This is a genomic window from Paenibacillus sp. Y5S-9 (assembly GCF_036894235.1).
In the GTDB taxonomy this organism is placed as follows: domain Bacteria; phylum Bacillota; class Bacilli; order Paenibacillales; family Paenibacillaceae; genus Paenibacillus.
On the sequence record NZ_CP145887.1, the window covers coordinates 3139154 to 3157669 of the forward strand.

General features: G+C 43.1%; 20 protein-coding genes. 14 read left to right on the forward strand and 6 right to left on the reverse strand.

The window, feature by feature from the left end; translation table 11 throughout:
* Nucleotides 1–68: 68 nt before the first annotated feature.
* Both V6669_RS13960 and V6669_RS13965 read right to left on the reverse strand, forming a co-directional pair.
* The gene (locus tag V6669_RS13960) at nt 69–329 is read right to left on the reverse strand and encodes a hypothetical protein (protein WP_338594441.1); all 261 of its coding nucleotides are present in this window, start codon (nt 327–329) and stop codon (nt 69–71) included.
* Nucleotides 330–424: 95 nt separating this feature from the next.
* Nucleotides 425–553: a DUF4023 family protein gene (locus V6669_RS13965; protein WP_338594442.1), complete on the reverse strand. Its 129-nt coding sequence runs from the start codon at nt 551–553 to the stop codon at nt 425–427.
* A 205-nt stretch (nt 554–758) separates the two neighbouring features.
* Here V6669_RS13965 and V6669_RS13970 point away from each other — a divergent pair, with 205 nt between their 5' ends.
* The 4 genes from V6669_RS13970 (at nt 759) to V6669_RS13985 (ending at nt 4218) form a co-directional block, all read left to right on the forward strand.
* Nucleotides 759–1511 carry a helix-turn-helix domain-containing protein gene (locus tag V6669_RS13970; RefSeq protein ID WP_338594443.1) on the forward strand — a complete coding sequence of 251 codons (753 nt, stop codon included), beginning with the start codon at nt 759–761 and terminating at the stop codon, nt 1509–1511.
* 115 nt (nt 1512–1626) lie between these two features.
* Entirely contained in the window at nt 1627–2790 is a 1164-nt protein-coding gene (locus tag V6669_RS13975; RefSeq protein WP_338594446.1) for an MFS transporter, read from the forward strand.
* Nucleotides 2791–3009: 219 nt separating this feature from the next.
* Nucleotides 3010–3576 (forward strand): sugar O-acetyltransferase, encoded by a 567-nt coding sequence (locus V6669_RS13980; RefSeq protein WP_338594448.1) that lies wholly within the window; start codon nt 3010–3012, stop codon nt 3574–3576.
* A 39-nt stretch (nt 3577–3615) separates the two neighbouring features.
* A complete protein-coding gene (locus V6669_RS13985) occupies nt 3616–4218 on the forward strand; it encodes a sugar O-acetyltransferase (RefSeq protein WP_338594944.1) in 603 nt (200 codons plus the stop codon).
* A gap of 194 nt (nt 4219–4412) precedes the next feature.
* On the opposite strand, the gene V6669_RS13990 is transcribed toward V6669_RS13985, so the two are convergent.
* Nucleotides 4413–5846, reverse strand: coding sequence for a glycoside hydrolase family 1 protein (locus tag V6669_RS13990; RefSeq protein WP_338594450.1), 1434 nt, complete (start codon nt 5844–5846; stop codon nt 4413–4415).
* Between the two features lie 379 nt (nt 5847–6225).
* Here V6669_RS13990 and V6669_RS13995 point away from each other — a divergent pair, with 379 nt between their 5' ends.
* On the forward strand, nt 6226–7194 hold the full coding sequence (locus V6669_RS13995) for a LacI family DNA-binding transcriptional regulator (protein WP_338594452.1): 969 nt from the start codon (nt 6226–6228) through the stop codon (nt 7192–7194).
* 205 nt (nt 7195–7399) lie between these two features.
* Nucleotides 7400–7693, forward strand: coding sequence for a DUF3817 domain-containing protein (locus V6669_RS14000; protein ID WP_036608336.1), 294 nt, complete (start codon nt 7400–7402; stop codon nt 7691–7693).
* A gap of 79 nt (nt 7694–7772) precedes the next feature.
* On the opposite strand, the gene V6669_RS14005 is transcribed toward V6669_RS14000, so the two are convergent.
* Entirely contained in the window at nt 7773–7910 is a 138-nt protein-coding gene (locus V6669_RS14005; RefSeq protein ID WP_167350856.1) for a hypothetical protein, read from the reverse strand.
* Nucleotides 7911–8028: 118 nt separating this feature from the next.
* On the opposite strand from V6669_RS14005, the gene V6669_RS14010 reads away from it, so the two are divergent.
* From V6669_RS14010 to V6669_RS14035, 6 genes are all read left to right on the forward strand, one after another.
* A complete protein-coding gene (locus V6669_RS14010) occupies nt 8029–8373 on the forward strand; it encodes a thioredoxin family protein (RefSeq protein ID WP_338594455.1) in 345 nt (114 codons plus the stop codon).
* 179 nt (nt 8374–8552) lie between these two features.
* Nucleotides 8553–9575: a LacI family DNA-binding transcriptional regulator gene (locus V6669_RS14015; protein ID WP_338594457.1), complete on the forward strand. Its 1023-nt coding sequence runs from the start codon at nt 8553–8555 to the stop codon at nt 9573–9575.
* Nucleotides 9576–9694: 119 nt separating this feature from the next.
* On the forward strand, nt 9695–10684 hold the full coding sequence (locus V6669_RS14020) for an ABC transporter permease subunit (RefSeq protein ID WP_338594459.1): 990 nt from the start codon (nt 9695–9697) through the stop codon (nt 10682–10684).
* A 15-nt stretch (nt 10685–10699) separates the two neighbouring features.
* Nucleotides 10700–11587 carry a carbohydrate ABC transporter permease gene (locus V6669_RS14025; RefSeq protein WP_017688674.1) on the forward strand — a complete coding sequence of 296 codons (888 nt, stop codon included), beginning with the start codon at nt 10700–10702 and terminating at the stop codon, nt 11585–11587.
* Nucleotides 11588–11623: 36 nt separating this feature from the next.
* Nucleotides 11624–13267, forward strand: a complete 1644-nt coding sequence (locus tag V6669_RS14030) for a sugar ABC transporter substrate-binding protein (protein WP_338594460.1) — start codon at nt 11624–11626, stop codon at nt 13265–13267.
* A 22-nt stretch (nt 13268–13289) separates the two neighbouring features.
* Nucleotides 13290–14639, forward strand: coding sequence for a glycoside hydrolase family 30 beta sandwich domain-containing protein (locus V6669_RS14035; protein ID WP_338594463.1), 1350 nt, complete (start codon nt 13290–13292; stop codon nt 14637–14639).
* A gap of 109 nt (nt 14640–14748) precedes the next feature.
* On the opposite strand, the gene V6669_RS14040 is transcribed toward V6669_RS14035, so the two are convergent.
* Nucleotides 14749–15156: a hypothetical protein gene (locus V6669_RS14040; RefSeq protein WP_338594465.1), complete on the reverse strand. Its 408-nt coding sequence runs from the start codon at nt 15154–15156 to the stop codon at nt 14749–14751.
* Between the two features lie 309 nt (nt 15157–15465).
* On the opposite strand from V6669_RS14040, the gene V6669_RS14045 reads away from it, so the two are divergent.
* On the forward strand, nt 15466–16458 hold the full coding sequence (locus V6669_RS14045; RefSeq protein ID WP_338594466.1) for a hypothetical protein: 993 nt from the start codon (nt 15466–15468) through the stop codon (nt 16456–16458).
* 61 nt (nt 16459–16519) lie between these two features.
* Nucleotides 16520–17605, forward strand: coding sequence for a glycoside hydrolase family 99-like domain-containing protein (locus V6669_RS14050; RefSeq protein ID WP_338594468.1), 1086 nt, complete (start codon nt 16520–16522; stop codon nt 17603–17605).
* Nucleotides 17606–17633: 28 nt separating this feature from the next.
* Here the strand turns inward: V6669_RS14050 and V6669_RS14055 are convergent, their stop codons facing one another.
* Nucleotides 17634–18479 (reverse strand): AraC family transcriptional regulator, encoded by an 846-nt coding sequence (locus V6669_RS14055; protein WP_338594470.1) that lies wholly within the window; start codon nt 18477–18479, stop codon nt 17634–17636.
* Nucleotides 18480–18516: the final 37 nt, after the last annotated feature.

Below are 18516 nucleotides of genomic sequence, written 5' to 3' on the forward strand. Positions count from 1 at the left end.
AAACTGTTTAATTCAAAAAGATGAAAAAAGGTGCTCTCTTAAAGGGAGCACCTTTTTTCCGGGTCTGATTATCTGCGTTTCAATAACAGAACTCCACTGATTGCTGACGTTTTCTGACGGTACACCACTTTGAATCCAATATCATTGTCCAACAAACAGTTTAATGCATTAATCAGTAATGCACCGGGAACCAGTGTGAATGTACACGGAGCTGTGTTGCCAATCACACGTACACTTTGGATTCTGCGCGCAGAACCAGGGACGAGCGGATTTCTTGACCAATAGATTAACACCAGATCCGGTTGTCGAACAGCATTGACAGGAGCCATACTAATCATCTCTTTTCTATTAAAGGTTCTTAATAGTAGATGAAAAGTAGAGGAAAGGGTGTTAGACGGAAGTCATGCTGTTCAATAAATAGACTCTACTTATTCGTAGAGTGCTGTTTCGATGGCAACGTATCCCCTGGCGTTCCCTTGCCGTTGTTTTTATTGTGACGCGCTTTTTCGGCATTTTCGTTAACTTTCTTCACAAAATCTTGAGTGCTTTCCATTGATATTACAGCTCCTTCCACAAGCAAAATGTGTATTCCCGATTGTTAATATAACCACTGGAAAGTGATTTTATTTTGGTGACATCGCTAAATTTAATTTGGATTCCACATTCCTAGGTTAGTTGGGACATACTGGACATGGGAAGTGTAGCCGTCTAAACTAGATAGACCAGACATAATAAGAAGGGATGCGCCGATCCAAACCATGTTGCAGAAATTCGGTTTTACACAATATGAAAGTCAGGTATACGAGGCTATATTCGCGCAGGATGAACCGCTTGATGCCACGTCGATTGTTAATTACTCCAACGTTCCCAAAGCCAAAATCTATGAAGTGCTCAATCGGCTGATCGATAAGGGAACGGTGCTGACAACGATGGATGGGAAGAAAAAACTTTATATGGCTGTGGATCTTCAGTCCATTATTCATAAGATCAAGGCTGATTTTGAGAAAGATATTGAGGAACTGAAAAGTTACAAAATCAAACGTACATTCACGGATGAACATATCTGGACGTTAAAAGATGAGTCATCCATCGCATCGAACATTGAACAACTTATCGAGGAAGCGGAATCTTCAATTCTTTTTCTGGCATGGAATGAGCGAATGGAGAAATATCGTGAACTGCTGGAGCAGAAGGAAAAGCAGGGAGTATACGTTGAAGTGTTAGCCGTTGGGGGCATGGAGACCTCCTTAAACCGGATATACTCGTTGATTCCTTTACTTGACGCGCCGGAGCCATCACAACTGCTCATTGTAGATCATTCTTATCTGTTGTTTGCCGGTGTGGAGCACGATTCATGGCGAGCCATCAAGACGATGTCCAAACCGATTGTTAAGGCAATGACTGATTATTTCTACCATGATGTTGCCCTTACTCAAATTACCAAAAAATACGGTGACCAACTGTTACAGGATGCTGAAATCGAGCGATTGCTCACCAGATTGATTTATTAAAACTATTCTCTTGGAGGATAGTTTTTTTGTTTGAAAACAATCATGAAAATAACTATTGAAACTTTCATTCTTATGGGTTACTATCGTAGTTGTAACTTTTGAGGAGGATTCAAAAATGAATAAGAAAGTATATGTGCTTGCTATCGCAGCATTTGTGGTCGGAACCGTTGAACTGATTTTGGGCGGAATTCTGGACCTGATTGCTACGGATCTTCATCTTTCCCTGGCAAAAGCCGGGTATTTAATCTCTATTTTCTCACTTGTCTATGCGTTGTCTGCACCGATTTTATTAAATATGACGGCCAGATTCGAGCGTAAAAAAGTATATATGTGTACGCTGTTTGTATTTCTGATCAGTAATCTGATCTCTGCGTTCAGTACCAGCTTTTATATGCTGATGGCGGGCAGAGCACTCGGAGCAGCAACGGGTTCACTTATTTTTGTGCTCTCCCTAACCCTTGCAGCGCGCATTGTGGAACCACAGTATAAAGGACGCGCCGTGGGGACTATTACCATGGGAGGCAGTGCATCACTTATCCTGGGTGTACCCCTTGGTATCTTTGTAGGCAACTTGGCTGGCTGGCGTGAAGTGTTTATGTTGATTGCTATACTGACCGCAGTGGTTATGGTAGCGATCTGGATTGCGATGGATCGAGTGCAACCGATTCCCGCTGTATCCCTGAAAAAACAGCTTACGGCTCTGTGGAATCCAAAAATGTTGGCAATTCATGCTACGACTTTGCTTGTTCTCGCGGGTCATTTGACGTTATATGCATATTTCACACCATTTCTGCAAGAAACGCTGGGTGCCAGCGCGACGATGGTTACCTTTATCTATATGATGTTTGGGATCGCCGCTGTTGCAGGTGGAGGCATTGGGGGCATGTTATCTGATCGTCTGCATCCTGCTAAAGCCATTGTCATTGTGCTGATTCCCTTTATCGTGAGTATGGCTGTCATTCCGTTCAGTGTGGGCTTGCCTTTGATTGTCTTCTTGATATTATTAAGCATCTGGAGTGCATTGAGCTGGACGGTTACGCCTGTACAGAATAGTCTTATTATCAAAACTTCGCCGGAAACAGCTGAAACACTCATCAGCACTAATTCAGGTATTGCCCATGCAGGTATTGCACTCGGTACCTATATTGGCGGCATGGTGATTGATCACTCATCGATTCTGAACACCGGATGGGTTGGTTCTGTTCTGATTTTGCTTGGTTTGGTGTCTGCCATCTATGCCATTAGCGTTAAGGAAAAAACCGTTCAGGCGGTTGCTTAGAATAAAGAAATTAGACAAAAACTTGAACCTCTGCATTCCCATAGACAATGGGGTGTAGAGGTTTTTTTGCTATCTTACGAGAGTAAGCGAGAGTAGAATAAACTACTTTTCATATAGACTGAAACTTGCTTTATTCATCGTAATCTATATAATTAAAAGAGTTTTAAAAAGTGTCATCTAATGTCGAACTGGATGATATACACAGAGGGGGCAATGATCATGATCACAAAGACGGAAAAACAAAAAATGCTGGATGGCGAGCTGTACATGGCTTCGGATCTTCAATTGTCTGAGGACAGAGAGTATGCAAGGAAAATGACGCGGACGTTCAATCAAACGACGGAAACGGACGGTGAGCTTCGCACCAAGTTATTGAAGGAACTGTTGGGATCTACAGGTGAAAACCTGGGCATGGAACCTAATATTCATGTGGATTATGGATATAACATTCATGTAGGCAATCATTTTTATACCAATTTTAACTGTACGATATTAGATGTGTGTGAAGTACGTATTGGAGACCATTGTTTAATGGGGCCTGATGTACATATCTATACGGCTACTCATCCACTCCATCCGCATGAACGTAATACGGGTGCAGAATACGGCAAGCCAGTCACGATTGGCAATAACGTATGGATTGGTGGTAGAGCCGTTATTAATCCGGGGGTTACCATTGGAGATAATGTGGTCATTGCTTCCGGGTCTGTCGTTACAAAGGATGTTCCGGATAATATGATCGTGGGCGGTAATCCTGCTAGAATTATTAGAGAGATTGAGCTTTAACATATTTATAGATAGAAGATGGGAAGTGCTTACGAAATGATGACTGAAAAAGAAAAATCTCAATTAGGGCTCTTGTATAACGCCAATTATGATCAAGAGTTAATTGAAGAGCGTTTACATGCCAAAGGGCTTTGTTACGATTATAACCAGCTTCATCCAGCCAAGATCAACGAAAGAGAAGCGTTAATCAAGAAACTGCTGGGGAAAACGACGGATCGTTTCCTGATTGAACAGCCATTTGTATGTGATTATGGTTATAATATTGAAATTGGTGAGAACTTCTATAGCAATCATAATATTGTCATGCTGGATGGGGGAAAAATCAGTTTTGGAGATAACGTTTTTGTTGCTCCCAATTGCGGATTTTATACAGCAGGCCACCCTTATGATGTTGAGCAGCGCAATGAAGGTCTGGAGATCGTTGGACCCATCACGGTGGGTAATAATGTGTGGATTGGTGGCGGTGTGACAGTCCTTGCTGGTGTGACGATTGGAGATAATACGATCATCGGCGCAGGGAGCGTAGTGACCAAGAGTATACCGTCTGGTGTGATTGCTGCGGGTAATCCTTGCAGGGTCATTCGCAAGATAACAGAAGAAGACAAATCAAAGTACAGCAGGGATGTAGTGAAGAACATCTAGTGAAGAATAAATAGTGAACAACGTGATAGTCGCTAATGATAATGCCCGATGTGTATCATCGGGTGTTTCTTTTTGAAAATAAAAATAAAATCCCCCAGACAGAAAACATGCCAAGGTATCATATAACCGACACTTTTTCATGTGATATGTCTGGGGGATAGAAGAATGTATCTGTTACATTTGCTTAAAAAACCTTAACGCTGCAAACTTTTCCCGTTACTGCTGATCACTTCTTTGTACCAATGGAAGGATTTCTTGCGATAACGTTCGAGTGTTCCTGATCCATCGTCATGACGATCCACATAGATATAACCATAACGTTTTTTCAACTGGGCAGAAGACGCACTGACCACATCAATACAACCCCATGATGTATAACCCATAACTTCAACGCCATCTTCAATAGCTTCACCAACTTGAACCAGATGATCATTCAGATACTGGATTCGGTAGTCGTCTTCAACTGTTTTCTCGCCGTCAGCACCCGTGATCAATTCATCAACAGCACCAAGACCATTTTCTACAATAAACAGTGGTTTTTGATAACGGTCATAGAACATGTTAAGCACATAACGCAATCCTTGCGGGTCAATCTGCCATCCCCATTCACTTGCTGGCAGATAAGGGTTAGGTACACCCCCAAGCAGGTTACCTTCACCTGCGATTTGTTTCTCCGGGTCTGCCGTCTGACAGATACTCATGTAATAACTGAAAGAGATAAAGTCTACCGTATTCAGCAACATTTCCTCGTCGCCAGCTTCCATCTGAATCTCGATTCCATTCTCCCGGAAATAACGTTTCATATAACCAGGGTAGCGACCTCTTACATGCACATCACCGAAGAAATAGTTGCTATGTTCGAATTCCATGACTTTAATCATATCGTCTGGATTCGGTGTCAGTGGGTAGGTAGGCATACTGAGCATCATACAACCAATCTGTGCCGTAGGAATGATCTCATGACAGAGCTTCACAGCGGAAGCACTGGCTACAAACTCATGATGGATCGCCTGATAGAGATCTTGCTTGCTAAGCTTTTCCTTCGGCGTATAGATGCCACCGCTCATGAATGGTGCTTCGAGAATGGAATTGATTTCGTTAAAAGTAAGCCAGTATTTTACTTTGTTTTTGTAACGGTTGAAGACAGTGGTTACATAACGCTCGTAGAATCCAACCATTTTCCGGTTAACCCAGCCGTCGTATTCTTTGGACAAGTGAAGAGGTGTCTCATAGTGGGATAACGTTACGAGTGGTTCGATCCCGTATTTGTGACACTCGTCAAACAGATCGTCGTAGAATTGCAGTCCTTCTTCATTTGGTTCCAGCTCGTCCCCTTTTGGGAAAATACGGGACCAGGCGATGGAAGTACGGAATACCTTGAAGCCCATCTCGGCAAACAGTTTCACATCTTCCTTGTAGCGATGATACAGATCGATACCGATCAGTTTCATGTTATCTTCGGTTGGTTCTTCGGTGACTGGCCCCATGATGCCTTTGGGAGCTACATCCTGAGTAGATAATCCTTTGCCGCCTTGATTGTATGCACCTTCAGCCTGGTTGGCTGCAATTGCGCCACCCCACAAGAAATTTTCCGGGAATTGATAGGTTTGATTTTGAGAGTTGCTCATGTGTATCGCTCCATTCATCAAATATTTTAAGATGATTCAGTTATGACATAAAAAAAGCTTAAACGTTGTAACGGGTTACACGTCAAGTTTTACTTTTGACCCCAATCTAAGGCATACTATTATTCTAAATAAGTTCAACTAAAATTTACACGAAAACGGAGAGGACAGAAATAACCAGAAGAAGCGAAGCGGTCGCCTGAAAGCTTTCTGAAAGAAAGCTACATCGGAAGCATACGCTATCCCCGGATTTTCCCGTTTAGATATGGGAGTCAAAAAATCTGGGGATAACAGCGATCGGAAGGTTGTTCTGTCATCGAAGTGCCAGTGTAAATAATCTTAGTTGAACTTATACAGTTAGTTAGCAAGAAGGGAGTCTCCGATGTCCAAGTTTGATGAAATTATGAAGCGGTCCGGTTACTCAAAAGCAACTGTGTCACGCGTTATTAATCATTCTCCGCATGTTAGTGATGAAGCAAGACAGATCATAACGGATATTATGAAACAGTTGAATTATATTCCCAACCGGAATGCGATATCGTTATCTACGGGACAAACAAAGCAGATTGGAATTGTGACCTCTACCACAGGTGAGATCATTCTTACATTCATGAATCAATTCATTGATACAGCCATGGATTTTGGGTTTCAGACGATTATCTATACATCCCGTGGAGATCCAGAGATTGAATTGCAGGCGTTCGAAGATCTGCGCAGTAAACGAGTTGATGGTCTAGTTATTATTGCTTGTGTCAATGATCCTCGGAAATTAAAAGCTTATATGGAGTATGGGCCCATTGTCTCCTGGCAGCGAATGGGGAACGACGAGATTCCGTCTGTTGCGATGGATCAGGCAGAAGGGTATAAGTTAGCTCTGGAGCATCTGGTATCAAGAGGATACACCCGAATTGCGAATGCATTTGGCAGGGCTGAAAGTTTGAATACCCAGAGCCGCCGTAAAGCCTATGAATCTTTCATGAAGAGCAGAGGGTTGCATGTGTGGACTGAAGCATATCAATATTCCGTATTCAGCTCCTCCGACGGCGAAGAAGCGATGCGAAGAATGGCTGAGGGACCAGAACTTCCACAGGCCGTATTATGTTCGAATGATTATGCAGCCATCGGTATTCTGAGTGAAGCACGCAGACGAAATATTCAGGTACCGGAACAACTTGCCATTGTGGGGTTTGATGATATCGAGCTTTCCCGTGTTCTTGGAATCACGACCATACACAATCCGATTGCGGAGCAAGCCACCCAGGCTTTCCATCACTTGTGGGCTGTATTGGGTAAAACAGAGTTGAAGACAGAGCAGCTGACATACCAGCTGATTGAGCGTGAGACAACTTGAATCCATAAGACCTGATGTGGAAATCTGGTTTTATGGATTCAATAATTATTCAAATTTGAAGCATCTTCGAATCGGACACATACGTTATACTGAATATGAGCTTCAGAACGACATATTTGTACGGAGATGTGGCGTGAGGTTTTTGTATCATGTTACAAGTTACATATTTCACAAATGATCTGCGGGAAAGGTGAGAATGAACTTTATGAAGACAGTGACAGGCCGATTCAGAATTGCGGGCATATGGGAGGGCGTATCCTTACTTCTGTTGATTTTTATTGCTATGCCTCTGAAATATTTTGCAGATATCTCTTCCGCTGTAGCCGTAATGGGCATGATTCATGGTATTTTGTTTCCTTTGTACCTAATTGCGCTAGTTCACTTGGCTTTGGTCAAGAAGTGGAAGATAACGCGCTGGCTGATGGGTGGACTGGCCGGTCTACTGCCGTTTGGAACTTTTGTATTTGAATCTTATCTTCGGAAGAGAGATTGGAAATAAAAATCAATAAGAATAAATGAAAGCAGGCGACTAATTCAGATGTTATCCGAATTGTCGCCTGTTACTTTCTGTACAAGTACTACTTTACTGTACCTTGTTGACGATCGGACAATAAGCTGACTCCAATATCGCCAGAGGCATTCGATACAGGTGCATATGCCGAGAAGGAAGTAACAACTACCAGCGCAGTGAACAGAAACAAGAATGATTTTTTCATACCATAACCTCTTTCATATGGGGATATATTCCATTTGATTCTAACGCATATAGGCTATACTTGAAAAGAAAAAGTTTAAATGAGCAAGCTATTGAATGACTGAAAGGGTTGAGCTTCAATGAAAGATATTCATGAGTTAACTTCCATAGAAATGGTTGAAGAAACTATTCAACAACATGAATTGGTTTTTTTGTATGTATCTCGGCCAGAGTGCAGTGTATGTCACGCTTTACTTCCCAAGATCAGGGTGTTGCTTGAACCTTACCCATCAATATACCTGGGTCACATTAATGCTAATGAAGTGGAAGAGGTTGCGTCCAAGTTTCTTATTTTTACCGTTCCAACAATGATCATGCTTGTGGAGCAGAAGGAATATATTCGAGCGGATCGTTTTGTGCGCTTGGAACGTCTGGAAGAGCAGCTGCAACAGATTCACTCCATGTATATCCAGGATGAGGAATAGAAAGCAAAGTTACAGGAACAGCGGCTCATACATGAGCCGTTTTTTTTCACCCGCAGTGGCATATAGCTATATATAAAGTACATGATGTCTGAACTCGCAAATTAAAGTGTTGCCATGAAAACGGTTTTATGATAATTTAAACATTATAAAAACGTTTTTATAGTAAAGGGACAAAACTTATGGCAAAGATAACGATTAAAGATGTAGCAAGGGAAGCGGGCGTATCCATATCTACAGTCTCCAACGCCTTGAATGGTGTGGATGTCTTGAACCCGGAGACAAAATCACATGTTCTTAAGGTGGCAGAGCGTTTAAACTATGTGCCTAACCTGAATGGTAAGCTATTGAAGTCCGGTCAAACCAAAATGCTTGGTTTTTTCACTACAAGTGTATCGGGTCCGTATTTCTATAAGCTGGTTGAGTCAATGTCTCGCGAATGTGATCGTCTTGGGTATGGGCTGAATGTATTTGTGACCAAGGATAAACACGTTATTATGAGTAATATTCTGGGTCGGCGGGTGGATGGTGTCATTATCTACGAAGAGCTTCGGATCGACGAGCAAGATATTATCGCCATGGAGAAAGACAAGATCAAGGCGGTTTTTCTGGATCGGGTCTATCAGAGCGCTACGATGGGAAGTGTCATTTTTGACTCGTATGTGGCGGCTTATGAAGCAACCAAGTATTTAATTGGGCTGGGGCACAAAAAAATTGCTTATATTTCGGGTGTGGACACGATGTTTGACAGTGTGCAGCGTAGAGACGGCTATTTGGCCGCCTTGCGTGAATACCAGCTACCAATCGATGAAGATTACATTATACAAGGGTATTTTGAGGAGGAGAGCACGTATAGTGCGATAAAATCTTTTCTTCATTTGCACCCCGGCAAGCGGCCAGATGCATTTCTTGCGGGGAATGACTTGAGTGCAATTGGCTGTATGCATGCGTTGAAGTCTGAGGGCTTTGAAGTGCCTCAAGATGTTAGTGTCGTGGGTTTTGACGATATTGATATTGCACAGTATTTTTCTCCACCGCTCACAACGGTAAGAAATCAAATTGCAAGACAGGGTATCCTGGCAATCAACCAATTGGTGGGGATGATCAAGGAGAAAGAACAAGGGGCTGCGCAAAAATTGGCGGGTGAGCTGGTGGTGAGAGGTTCAAGCCATGTGAAGATCGACCGGAAAGACTACCGTACATAAGTTGATTCAGCGTCTTCTCCGGTCTTTTTTTACATAAATAAAAACAAAGGGGTTTTTTATGCCGAAAAATAAAAACGTTTTTATAAACATTCATACATGATGGAGGGGAGTAAAAAAACGTGGATAAATTAGCCGTAGAACCATCAACCGGTAAACATACGATCAATCCCAACGGAAAGAAGCCCATCGGGCAACGAATCAAAGAATTCGTCGTGGATTATCGAAGACAATGGGAGATTCAATCGATGATTATCCCGGGCATTATCTTTATGATTATTTTCTGTTACATCCCGATTTACGGTTTGACAATTGCCTTCAAAAATTACACAGTCATTGATACACTGGCTACCGCTCCATGGGTAGGACTCGATAATTTCAGAATCATTTTATCAGACAAATACTTCTGGGATGCAGTCGTGAATACGCTGGGGATCAGTTTCTTGAAATTAGGTATCGGGTTTGTCATTCCGATCATTCTCGCGATCATGATCTACGAGTTAAACAGCGGACGATTCAAGAAGTTTGTGCAAACGGTTTCATATTTACCTCACTTTTTGTCCTGGATTGTACTTGGGGGAATGCTGATCACCTGGTTTTCAACAACGGGCTTATTTAATCAATTATTGCTTAGTCTGGGAGTGATCTCGCAACCGCAGAACATTTTGCTGGATGCAGGCAAGTATTGGTGGATTGCTACCTTATCGGATATTTGGAAAGAGGCAGGTTGGGGAACGATTCTGTATCTGGCGATCATGGCAAAGATTGATCCAACGTATTATGAAGCTGCCAAAATCGATGGTGCAAGCCGTCTCAGACAGATCTGGAATATCACACTGCCTAACATGAGATCAATTATCAGCTTAAATTTGATTCTAACTGTAAGCGGTTTATTAGGGTCGAATCTGGATCAGACCTTGGTTCTCATGAACTCCCAAAACCGCGACAAAGCGGAAGTCATCAATTCGTACGTCTATCGTATGGGGATGTCTCAGGGTGACTTTTCATATGCAACGGCCGTTGGCTTGGGTGTCTCAATCATCTCTGTCATTCTACTCGTCACGGCAAACAAAATCACAAGCAAATTAAACGATAATCAATCTGTGTTGTAGAAGGAGGCATCCCGCGTGAATGGAAAGGTGGCAAAAGAAGATCTCGATAGTCGGATCTTTGATACGTTAAACATGATTTTGCTAATCATCTGTACGATCGTTATTCTGGTTCCACTCTGGAATGTCATCATCTCTTCCTTTAGTTCAGGCAAGGCACTGGCGGAAGGTGGATTCATCTTCTGGTCACCGGAATTCTCGCTGGAGAATTACAGAGCTGTATTCAATGATCAGGGCATCTGGCAGGCATTCTTCATATCAGTTTCCAAAACAACGATTGGCGTTGTTACACATGTGTTCTTCTGTGCCATGGTTGGTTACGGTCTGAGCAAAAAGTACATAAGAGGCCGTAAATTATACGTTGCCATGGGGGTCATTACGATGTTCTTCTCGGGCGGCATGATCCCAACATACCTGTTAATCAAATCACTTGGCCTGCTTAACAGCTTCTGGGTGTACATTATTCCGGCGTTGTTCAGCTTCTATGATGTCGTGATTCTGATGAATTTCTTCCGGAATGTCCCGGATTCGTTGGAAGAATCGGCCAAGATTGACGGCGCAGGGGATTGGCATATTTTCCTGAAAATCTTCATTCCACTCTCCATGCCTGCCATGGCGACAATTGCGCTATTTAATGGGGTGGGGCAATGGAACGACTTCATGACAACCAAGTTATACATTACCGATCAGTCACTATATCCACTTCAGATGATGCTGTATGAGATTATCGTTCAGTCCCAGACACAATCCATGCAAAATGTCGGGGGTTCCGCTGTGATTGAAACAACAACTAAAGGCGTACAGTTAGCCACGATTGTCATTACAACACTCCCTATTGTGCTGATCTATCCCATCGTTCAGAGATACTTTATCTCGGGAATGATGCTGGGTGCGGTCAAGGAATAGGAGCAACAAACACCCCATTTTGAGGAGGAGCAAAACATGTTGAAGTTGAACAAGGCATCAGGCAAAAAAGGGATTAAATTGCTCGTAACACTACTCACAGCCGTACTTATGATTACAGGTTGCAGCGGTGGATCTGGGGGCTCCAGTGAAGGAAACTGGGTGTCCATTGAAGATCGTTATACGGTTGACCCGGAAAAGCCGGCTTGGCAGTTGGATAAAAAGGAAGAGGCTACCGACCTGACATGGTACGTCAATGCGGACTGGTGGAACACTGATTTTGGCAAGGACATTGTTACCAAGAAAATCAAAGAGGATCTGAACATCAATATTAAATTCATCACGGGTGATGATACCAAGTTAAATACCTTTTTCGCAGGTGGAGATATGCCTGACTTGCTGACCGTATTTGACTCCAATTCTCCTGTGGTACAAAAAGCTGCAACCTGGGCTATGCCGCTGAATGATCTGGCGGAGAAATACGATCCTTACTTCAATAAAGTTGCGGCTGCCGATACATTGAACTGGTTCCAATTGGCGGATGGTAAAACCTATGGTTACCCGAACTATTCCAATACGCAAGAGGATTATGATAGCGGTAACATTCCTGCCAAAACGGCATTTATCATTCGGAAAGATGTGTACGAAGCTTTGGGTAGTCCGGTCATTGGAACACCAGAAGAATTCAAGAGTGTGATGAAACGAATTAAGCAAGAGTTCCCTGCGCTGATTCCGCTTGGATTCAACTCCATTGGTGAAGGAACAGGTTCACTCGGGGATACGTTGCAAGATTTCATCGGTGTTCCGCTGGAAACTGAATCAGGAGAATTCTATGATCGTAATCTGGATGAAGATTACCTCACGTGGTTGAAAACATTGAACACCGTGTACAGAGACGGCAATATCAGTGATGACAGTTTTGCCGATGATGGAACCGCTTTTGAGGAAAAAGTGAAGTCCGGTAAATATGCGACCATGCTGCTTGACGGTACACCTCAACAAGGAGGAAACCTGCAAATCTACATGAGTGCCAATCCAGGCAAAGAATATGTTGCTATCGATGGACCACAGAGCACCAAAGGCAATGCACCAACATTGAATCAATCCGGAATAACCGGGTGGATGATCAATTTCATCTCCAAGGATTGTAAAGATCCGGCCAAGGCCATTCAGATTTTCACATACTTATTAAGTGAAGAAGGCCAGACACTTATGAATTACGGGATCGAGGGGGAAACCTACCAAACCAAAGCCGACGGTAGTGTAGAATTGCTGCCAGCGGTGAAAGACCTGCAACTCAATAACGCGGATCAATTCAAAAAGGATTATCGGATGGGTGAATTTATGTTCTTCGGTCATGACCGCCACAAAGCACTCAGTGCAGATGCTTTTCCGGAAGCGATTAAACAGATGCAAGAGTGGGGCAAAGGCAAGCTGAAACCACACTTCATTCTGGAGAATATTAGCCCGGATCAAGGTACACCTGAAGCTCGTGCGTTGTCAGCAATCAATACGAAGTGGAATACAACGCTGGTCAGTATGGTACGGTCCAAGGATGATGCCTCGTATGACAATGCACTGGCTTCTTACAAGTCATTTTTAGGTGAGAACCGTTGGGAAGAGATTGTGAAGGTACGCAGTGAAAAGATGAAACTGAACAAAGAGAAACTAGGCATTCAATAATAGAAATACAAAGGAGAATCCTATGACTACATTCAAAATGCACAAATCCACGGGTGAAGAAGAGTTATTTGCATCTCTATCCCAGGAGCAATTGAAACCACTGGATGCTGATAAGGAGACAACGACGATCCATCTGGATAATCAGCTAACGTATCAGGAGATGGACGGATTTGGTGCTTCTTTTACCGATTCATCTGCCTATTTGATCAACCAAATCTTGAGTGAGGAGCAGCGTGATGAGGTCATGACCCGGCTGTTCCATCCAGAGAAAGGGATTGGGCTGTCGGTCATCCGTAATCCGATGGGCGCTTCGGATTATGCGAGAACGATATACAGTTATAACGATATGCCAGAACAGCAGACAGACCCGGAATTAACCCAATTCAGCATTGCATATGATGAAGGTGACGTTATTCCTTTAACGCAAAAGGCGTTGGCATTGAATCCTGAACTGAAGCTGTTTGCTTCACCATGGAGTGCACCGGGATGGATGAAAACGAGCGGCTCAATGATTACCGGACAATTGAAGGCTGAATGGTATCCCGTATATGCTGAATATTTTGTGAAATACATTCAAGCTTATACAGAGCATGGATTACCGATCCATGCCATCACACCACAGAATGAGGCACTCTATGAACCCGGGCACTATCCGGGTATGTTGATGCCAGCCGAAGCCCAAGCAGATTTTATCAAAAACCATCTCAAACCAGCCTTTGTGCAAAACGATATTCAAACCAAGATTCTCTGTTACGATCACAACTGGGATCAACCTGACTATCCCCTGACCGTACTTGAACAAGCGGGAGAGGAAGTGGATGGCGTAGCCTGGCATTGGTACGGGGGCGATGCTTCTGCTCAAACGAAGGTTTATGAAGCTTTTGCAGGCAAAGAAGTACACTTCACTGAAGGTTCGGGTGGAGAGTGGATTCCGCCATTTGAGCAAGCTTTCTCGAATGTGATACGAACAGGAATTCAGATTCTTCGTAATTACAGCAAGTCTTTTGTACTTTGGAATATGGCGCTTGATGAGAACAACGGGCCGACCGTTCCTGGATTTGGCCGCAGTACGTGTCGTGGGATCGTACAGGTGAATCAGCAAACAAAGGAGCTTACGTATACACTTGATTATTATGCTCTGGCTCATTTCAGTGCTGTGATCCGTCCGAAGGCTGTGCGGATCGAATCAACATCCAGTGATGATGGAATTTGTTCTGTGGCTTTTAAAAATGCCGATGGTTCCGTAGCTTTAGTCCTCTTCAATGATGGGGAGGAGACGGGCAACATACAGGTTAAGCTGCGCGATGATGTATTGATGAAGTTCCAGCTGGAAAGCAAGAGTGTCTTGTCCGTATTAATCACAGATTTATAAATGGATGAGTTGTACCAGGCTTCATCAGAAAAGAAACCAAAAGAAGCGATATCCGGAGTGTACACGGATATCGCTTCTTTTGGTGAGATTCATCTGATTCAGGGCTATATTATACGGGTTGAATGGCGAGATGGGGTGTCCCACTACTTTCATCAACGAACAGTATATATTGGTTGCCAGCAGTCCCTGTTAAGACCAGACCGGGTTGACCTGCAACACCAGGATTGTAATATCTGAGTTGTTGCAAAACGGGTAGGGAGATTGGAAGAGTAGGTTGATTAAGTGCCATTAATTGTGTAGCGGCCTTGACGCTATCTCCAGCTTCAATCACTCCGCCTACACCCAAATGGTTGACAATCGAAGAGCTGGCGTTGATTTGAAGGCTGCCTGCTACGGTCTGACTACCATTGACCTGTAGATCGACACCAACGGTTTGATTACCGTTAACTTGCAGATTTTGATTTATCGTCTGATTGCCGGTGACAAGGATACTATCAAATGTTGGCAAAGATATCATCTCCTATACAGTTATTCATATATTCTATGAGGACAAGATCTGGAATGACCCGGGTGGCCACACATTATATGTCTGGGATAAAGCCTCTTTTGTAAAAGGGAGTCAGCGAAAAGCTCAATACAAGAAACCACCCCACTATTTCGTGCATATTGTAGGCAGAGAATGTTTTCGCATGGAACAGGAGGGTTTGTTATCCGAAAGAAGTCAAGTACGCAGGTTAAGTCCACGAAAAAGAGACGTTCAGTTCATGATGCGAACCGGTTATTCCTGAGACAGATGAATGTGGTTCTGAACAGGAAACTCAAATCCATGCGTAAACATATGGAAGTACAACAATTGGAACTGAATCAGCAATGGCTGAACATGATGCAGGTGGGAAGCATACCTACCCGAGAAGTGCCAAAAGTGATCTATAAGGAGTTAAATGTGCTTCTTATTACTCCTTGTAATGACCGAGCAATGTCATCCCATTGCGTCCTGATTGAACAGAGTCTGAAACATCTCGTGAGAAATGTGAATGAGATTAAATATATCGAATCCGTGTCAGCCTGTTTGTCTTCCTATGAAGTTGACCTGATTATGGTCATCGGAAGCGAAGAAAACTTGCCGGATGAGAATATCACAGCATTAAGGACATCAACCGTGAAGAAGGCAATCTGGTTGTCTGTCGATCAACATGGGAATCAAAGCGAAACTATCCTACCGATTTTTGATCATGTGTTTACACAACATTCAACGCAAATAACCGATGATCAGCAGCATATGGGAAGCACTGGTAGTCATGAACTGTTCATGCCGCCTGATCCACATCTATTCTGTCCGCAAGCTGTTCCCCCGGAGTATGAATCGGATGTTTATATCATCGGGGATGCAGAACCGGATGGCATCGTCACCGCTATTGCCAAATCAGGTCTTATGGATAACAAAAAGGTTCGGGTGGATGGAAAGGGTTGGGCACAGATCGGGGATTTCAAGCCTGTTCATACGAATGAAGCTCGTCAGATGTTATATAACGGAAGCAAACTGGTTATTCATAGTGGGGAATCAATCAAAAACGTGATGGAAATTGCCGCATGTGGGACGTTTCAGCTCATAGGACCATCTGTGAATCAGAGCAACGGGATTGACCTTAGTAACTTTCAACAATACACCTCCTGTGAAGAACTCACTCAGAAGTTTGAACATTACTGGCAGAGTGTTGATGCAAGGAGACTGGCCGCTAGCCATGCTCTGGCATACATGAAATATAATCAATCCCATCTACAAAAAACATTGCGACTGCTGGATATCATTTTCATATAAATCATCCCAAAAATCACAGGAGCGTAGGCTGCATCATGTTGCTGCATTGGAGGAGTTCTGATTGAAGGTAATTGCTCTGCATCTGCCCCAATTTCACCGGATTGAGGAGAACGACCGATGGTGGGGGGACGGTTTTACTGAATGGACGAATGTAAAAAAAGCCACGTCTTTATATTCGGGTCACCATCAGCCTAACCAGCCATTTCAGGGGAAATATTATGATCTTTCCGATCCAGATGTACGAAAGTGGCAAGCAGAAACAGCCAAACAGCATGGCGTTTACGGATTTTGTTATTATCATTATTGGTTCAAAGGCAAACGTTTATTGGAAAAACCGGTTAATGAAATATTGAATAGTGGGGAGCCTGATTTTCCCTTTTGTTTGTCTTGGGCCAATGAGACATGGACAAGAAAATGGGATGGGCAGGAATCCGATATTCTCATGGCCCAGAATTATGGGGATCGAGAGGATTGGGAAGAACATTTTAATTATTTGGTAAAGGTATTTAAGGACAAACGATATATTCGAGTGGAAGGTAAGCCATTATTTCTGATCTATCGACCAGCCAGTATTCCGCAATGTGAGGAAATGATTCAGTTTTGGCGTGAATTGGCTTTGAAGCATGGCTTGAAAGGGATCCATTTTGTGCAGACCATTGGTGGATTCCCTACATTTAATCGTCAGGTCTTTGATGCGAGTATGGAATTTGAACCGCATTATACGTTTGCACATGGACATATGAATGGAATCTGGATCGAAATGAACATCAAGGGACAGCAACATATTGCTGTGAATTACGATAAGGTATGGTCCTCCATTCTCGAACGAACACCACACCGTAACGGAGAAATTGTCTATCCAGGTGCTTTTGTCAATTGGGATAATACACCGCGGAGAGGCGTTGACGGACAGAGTACGCTCGGTTCTACTCCAGAGAAGTTTGGGCTGTATCTATCAAGGCAGATGGAGAGAGCGAGGACGCTGTACAAAAGTGAATATCTTTTTGTTAATGCCTGGAACGAGTGGGCGGAAGGGGCATATCTTGAGCCGGATCAAAACTATGGTTATGCTTATTTGAGAGAACTCAAAAAAGTAACTCAGCATGAATCGAACAGAAACAAGTCTATAGGAGGGAGTTCCGAATGAGGGAACACTCTCTTTGCTTTGAGCTTATTTATAGACCATGTTTCGTTGTAAGTACCGTTTTTTGTTTGCGGTATTCCGTTGGAGTTAACCCTGTATGCTTTTTGAATTGTCTGGAGAAATAATACAAATCACTGAAACCGAGATGCTCCGCGATGGCAGTTATTGTGTTCGGGGTGCAGGCCAGCAACTCCTTGGCCTTATCGATTTTTTTGCCAGTAATATAGAGGATCGGAGGAACACCGATCTGCTGCTTGAAGAATCGAATGAAATAATTAGGATGCATGTAGGCGATCTGGGCCAGATCCTGAACTGAAATATTCTCTTCAATGTTGGAATCAATATATGCCAGAATGGTGGACAGTTTCTCCATGACAGGAACGTTAATAAAAGAGATCTGATCCAGATCCAGATTCATTAGATAGTGGGATAGTAACTCGGTCAGTTTGCTCTTGGCCATCATATGGGCATAGACTTCATCGGATTTTGCATATGTAAGGATACTGCTGAAGATTGTTTGAATCAACTCAGGTTGATCTATCGTACAGATGTGTGGGAATTTCAGAATTTGGAACAAATTGATTCCCCCAACCTTTGCGCTAAAGTGACACCAATATTTGAGAAAAGGACTTTCATTAATGGCAGAGTATGACTGTTTTATCCCCTCTGGCATTAAAATAAGCTGATTAGGCGCAGGATAATACTCCTCATCCCCAATTTTGAGCCAACCTTCACCTTCGCATATGAAATAAAACTTGCTGTAATCGGGCGTGTAATCTAGATCCCGCCAATCCGTATCGCACCGATTGTAATTGACCATGAATAATTCGACTTGGAGATTGGACAGGTAGTTCGTAAGCAAAGTTTGGTGATTCATACTTTTCATCTCCATACAAGGTTATTATTGTCCATCT

What these genes read in the sequence shown, in the direction of transcription:
- V6669_RS13965 (WP_338594442.1), bottom strand. Translation starts at nt 553, where the DNA reads ATGGAAAGCACTCAAGATTTTGTGAAGAAAGTTAACGAAAATGCCGAA.
- V6669_RS14055 (WP_338594470.1), bottom strand. Translation starts at nt 18,479, where the DNA reads ATGAATCACCAAACTTTGCTTACGAACTACCTGTCCAATCTCCAAGTC.
- V6669_RS13980 (WP_338594448.1), top strand. Translation starts at nt 3,010, where the DNA reads ATGATCACAAAGACGGAAAAACAAAAAATGCTGGATGGCGAGCTGTAC.
- V6669_RS14040 (WP_338594465.1), bottom strand. Translation starts at nt 15,156, where the DNA reads ATGATATCTTTGCCAACATTTGATAGTATCCTTGTCACCGGCAATCAG.
- V6669_RS14045 (WP_338594466.1), top strand. Translation starts at nt 15,466, where the DNA reads ATGCGTAAACATATGGAAGTACAACAATTGGAACTGAATCAGCAATGG.
- V6669_RS14015 (WP_338594457.1), top strand. Translation starts at nt 8,553, where the DNA reads ATGGCAAAGATAACGATTAAAGATGTAGCAAGGGAAGCGGGCGTATCC.
- V6669_RS14010 (WP_338594455.1), top strand. Translation starts at nt 8,029, where the DNA reads ATGAAAGATATTCATGAGTTAACTTCCATAGAAATGGTTGAAGAAACT.
- V6669_RS13985 (WP_338594944.1), top strand. Translation starts at nt 3,616, where the DNA reads ATGACTGAAAAAGAAAAATCTCAATTAGGGCTCTTGTATAACGCCAAT.
- V6669_RS13990 (WP_338594450.1), bottom strand. Translation starts at nt 5,846, where the DNA reads ATGAGCAACTCTCAAAATCAAACCTATCAATTCCCGGAAAATTTCTTG.
- V6669_RS14000 (WP_036608336.1), top strand. Translation starts at nt 7,400, where the DNA reads ATGAAGACAGTGACAGGCCGATTCAGAATTGCGGGCATATGGGAGGGC.
- V6669_RS14035 (WP_338594463.1), top strand. Translation starts at nt 13,290, where the DNA reads ATGACTACATTCAAAATGCACAAATCCACGGGTGAAGAAGAGTTATTT.
- V6669_RS13960 (WP_338594441.1), bottom strand. Translation starts at nt 329, where the DNA reads ATGGCTCCTGTCAATGCTGTTCGACAACCGGATCTGGTGTTAATCTAT.
- V6669_RS13995 (WP_338594452.1), top strand. Translation starts at nt 6,226, where the DNA reads ATGTCCAAGTTTGATGAAATTATGAAGCGGTCCGGTTACTCAAAAGCA.
- V6669_RS13975 (WP_338594446.1), top strand. Translation starts at nt 1,627, where the DNA reads ATGAATAAGAAAGTATATGTGCTTGCTATCGCAGCATTTGTGGTCGGA.
- V6669_RS14005 (WP_167350856.1), bottom strand. Translation starts at nt 7,910, where the DNA reads ATGAAAAAATCATTCTTGTTTCTGTTCACTGCGCTGGTAGTTGTTACT.
- V6669_RS14030 (WP_338594460.1), top strand. Translation starts at nt 11,624, where the DNA reads ATGTTGAAGTTGAACAAGGCATCAGGCAAAAAAGGGATTAAATTGCTC.
- V6669_RS13970 (WP_338594443.1), top strand. Translation starts at nt 759, where the DNA reads ATGTTGCAGAAATTCGGTTTTACACAATATGAAAGTCAGGTATACGAG.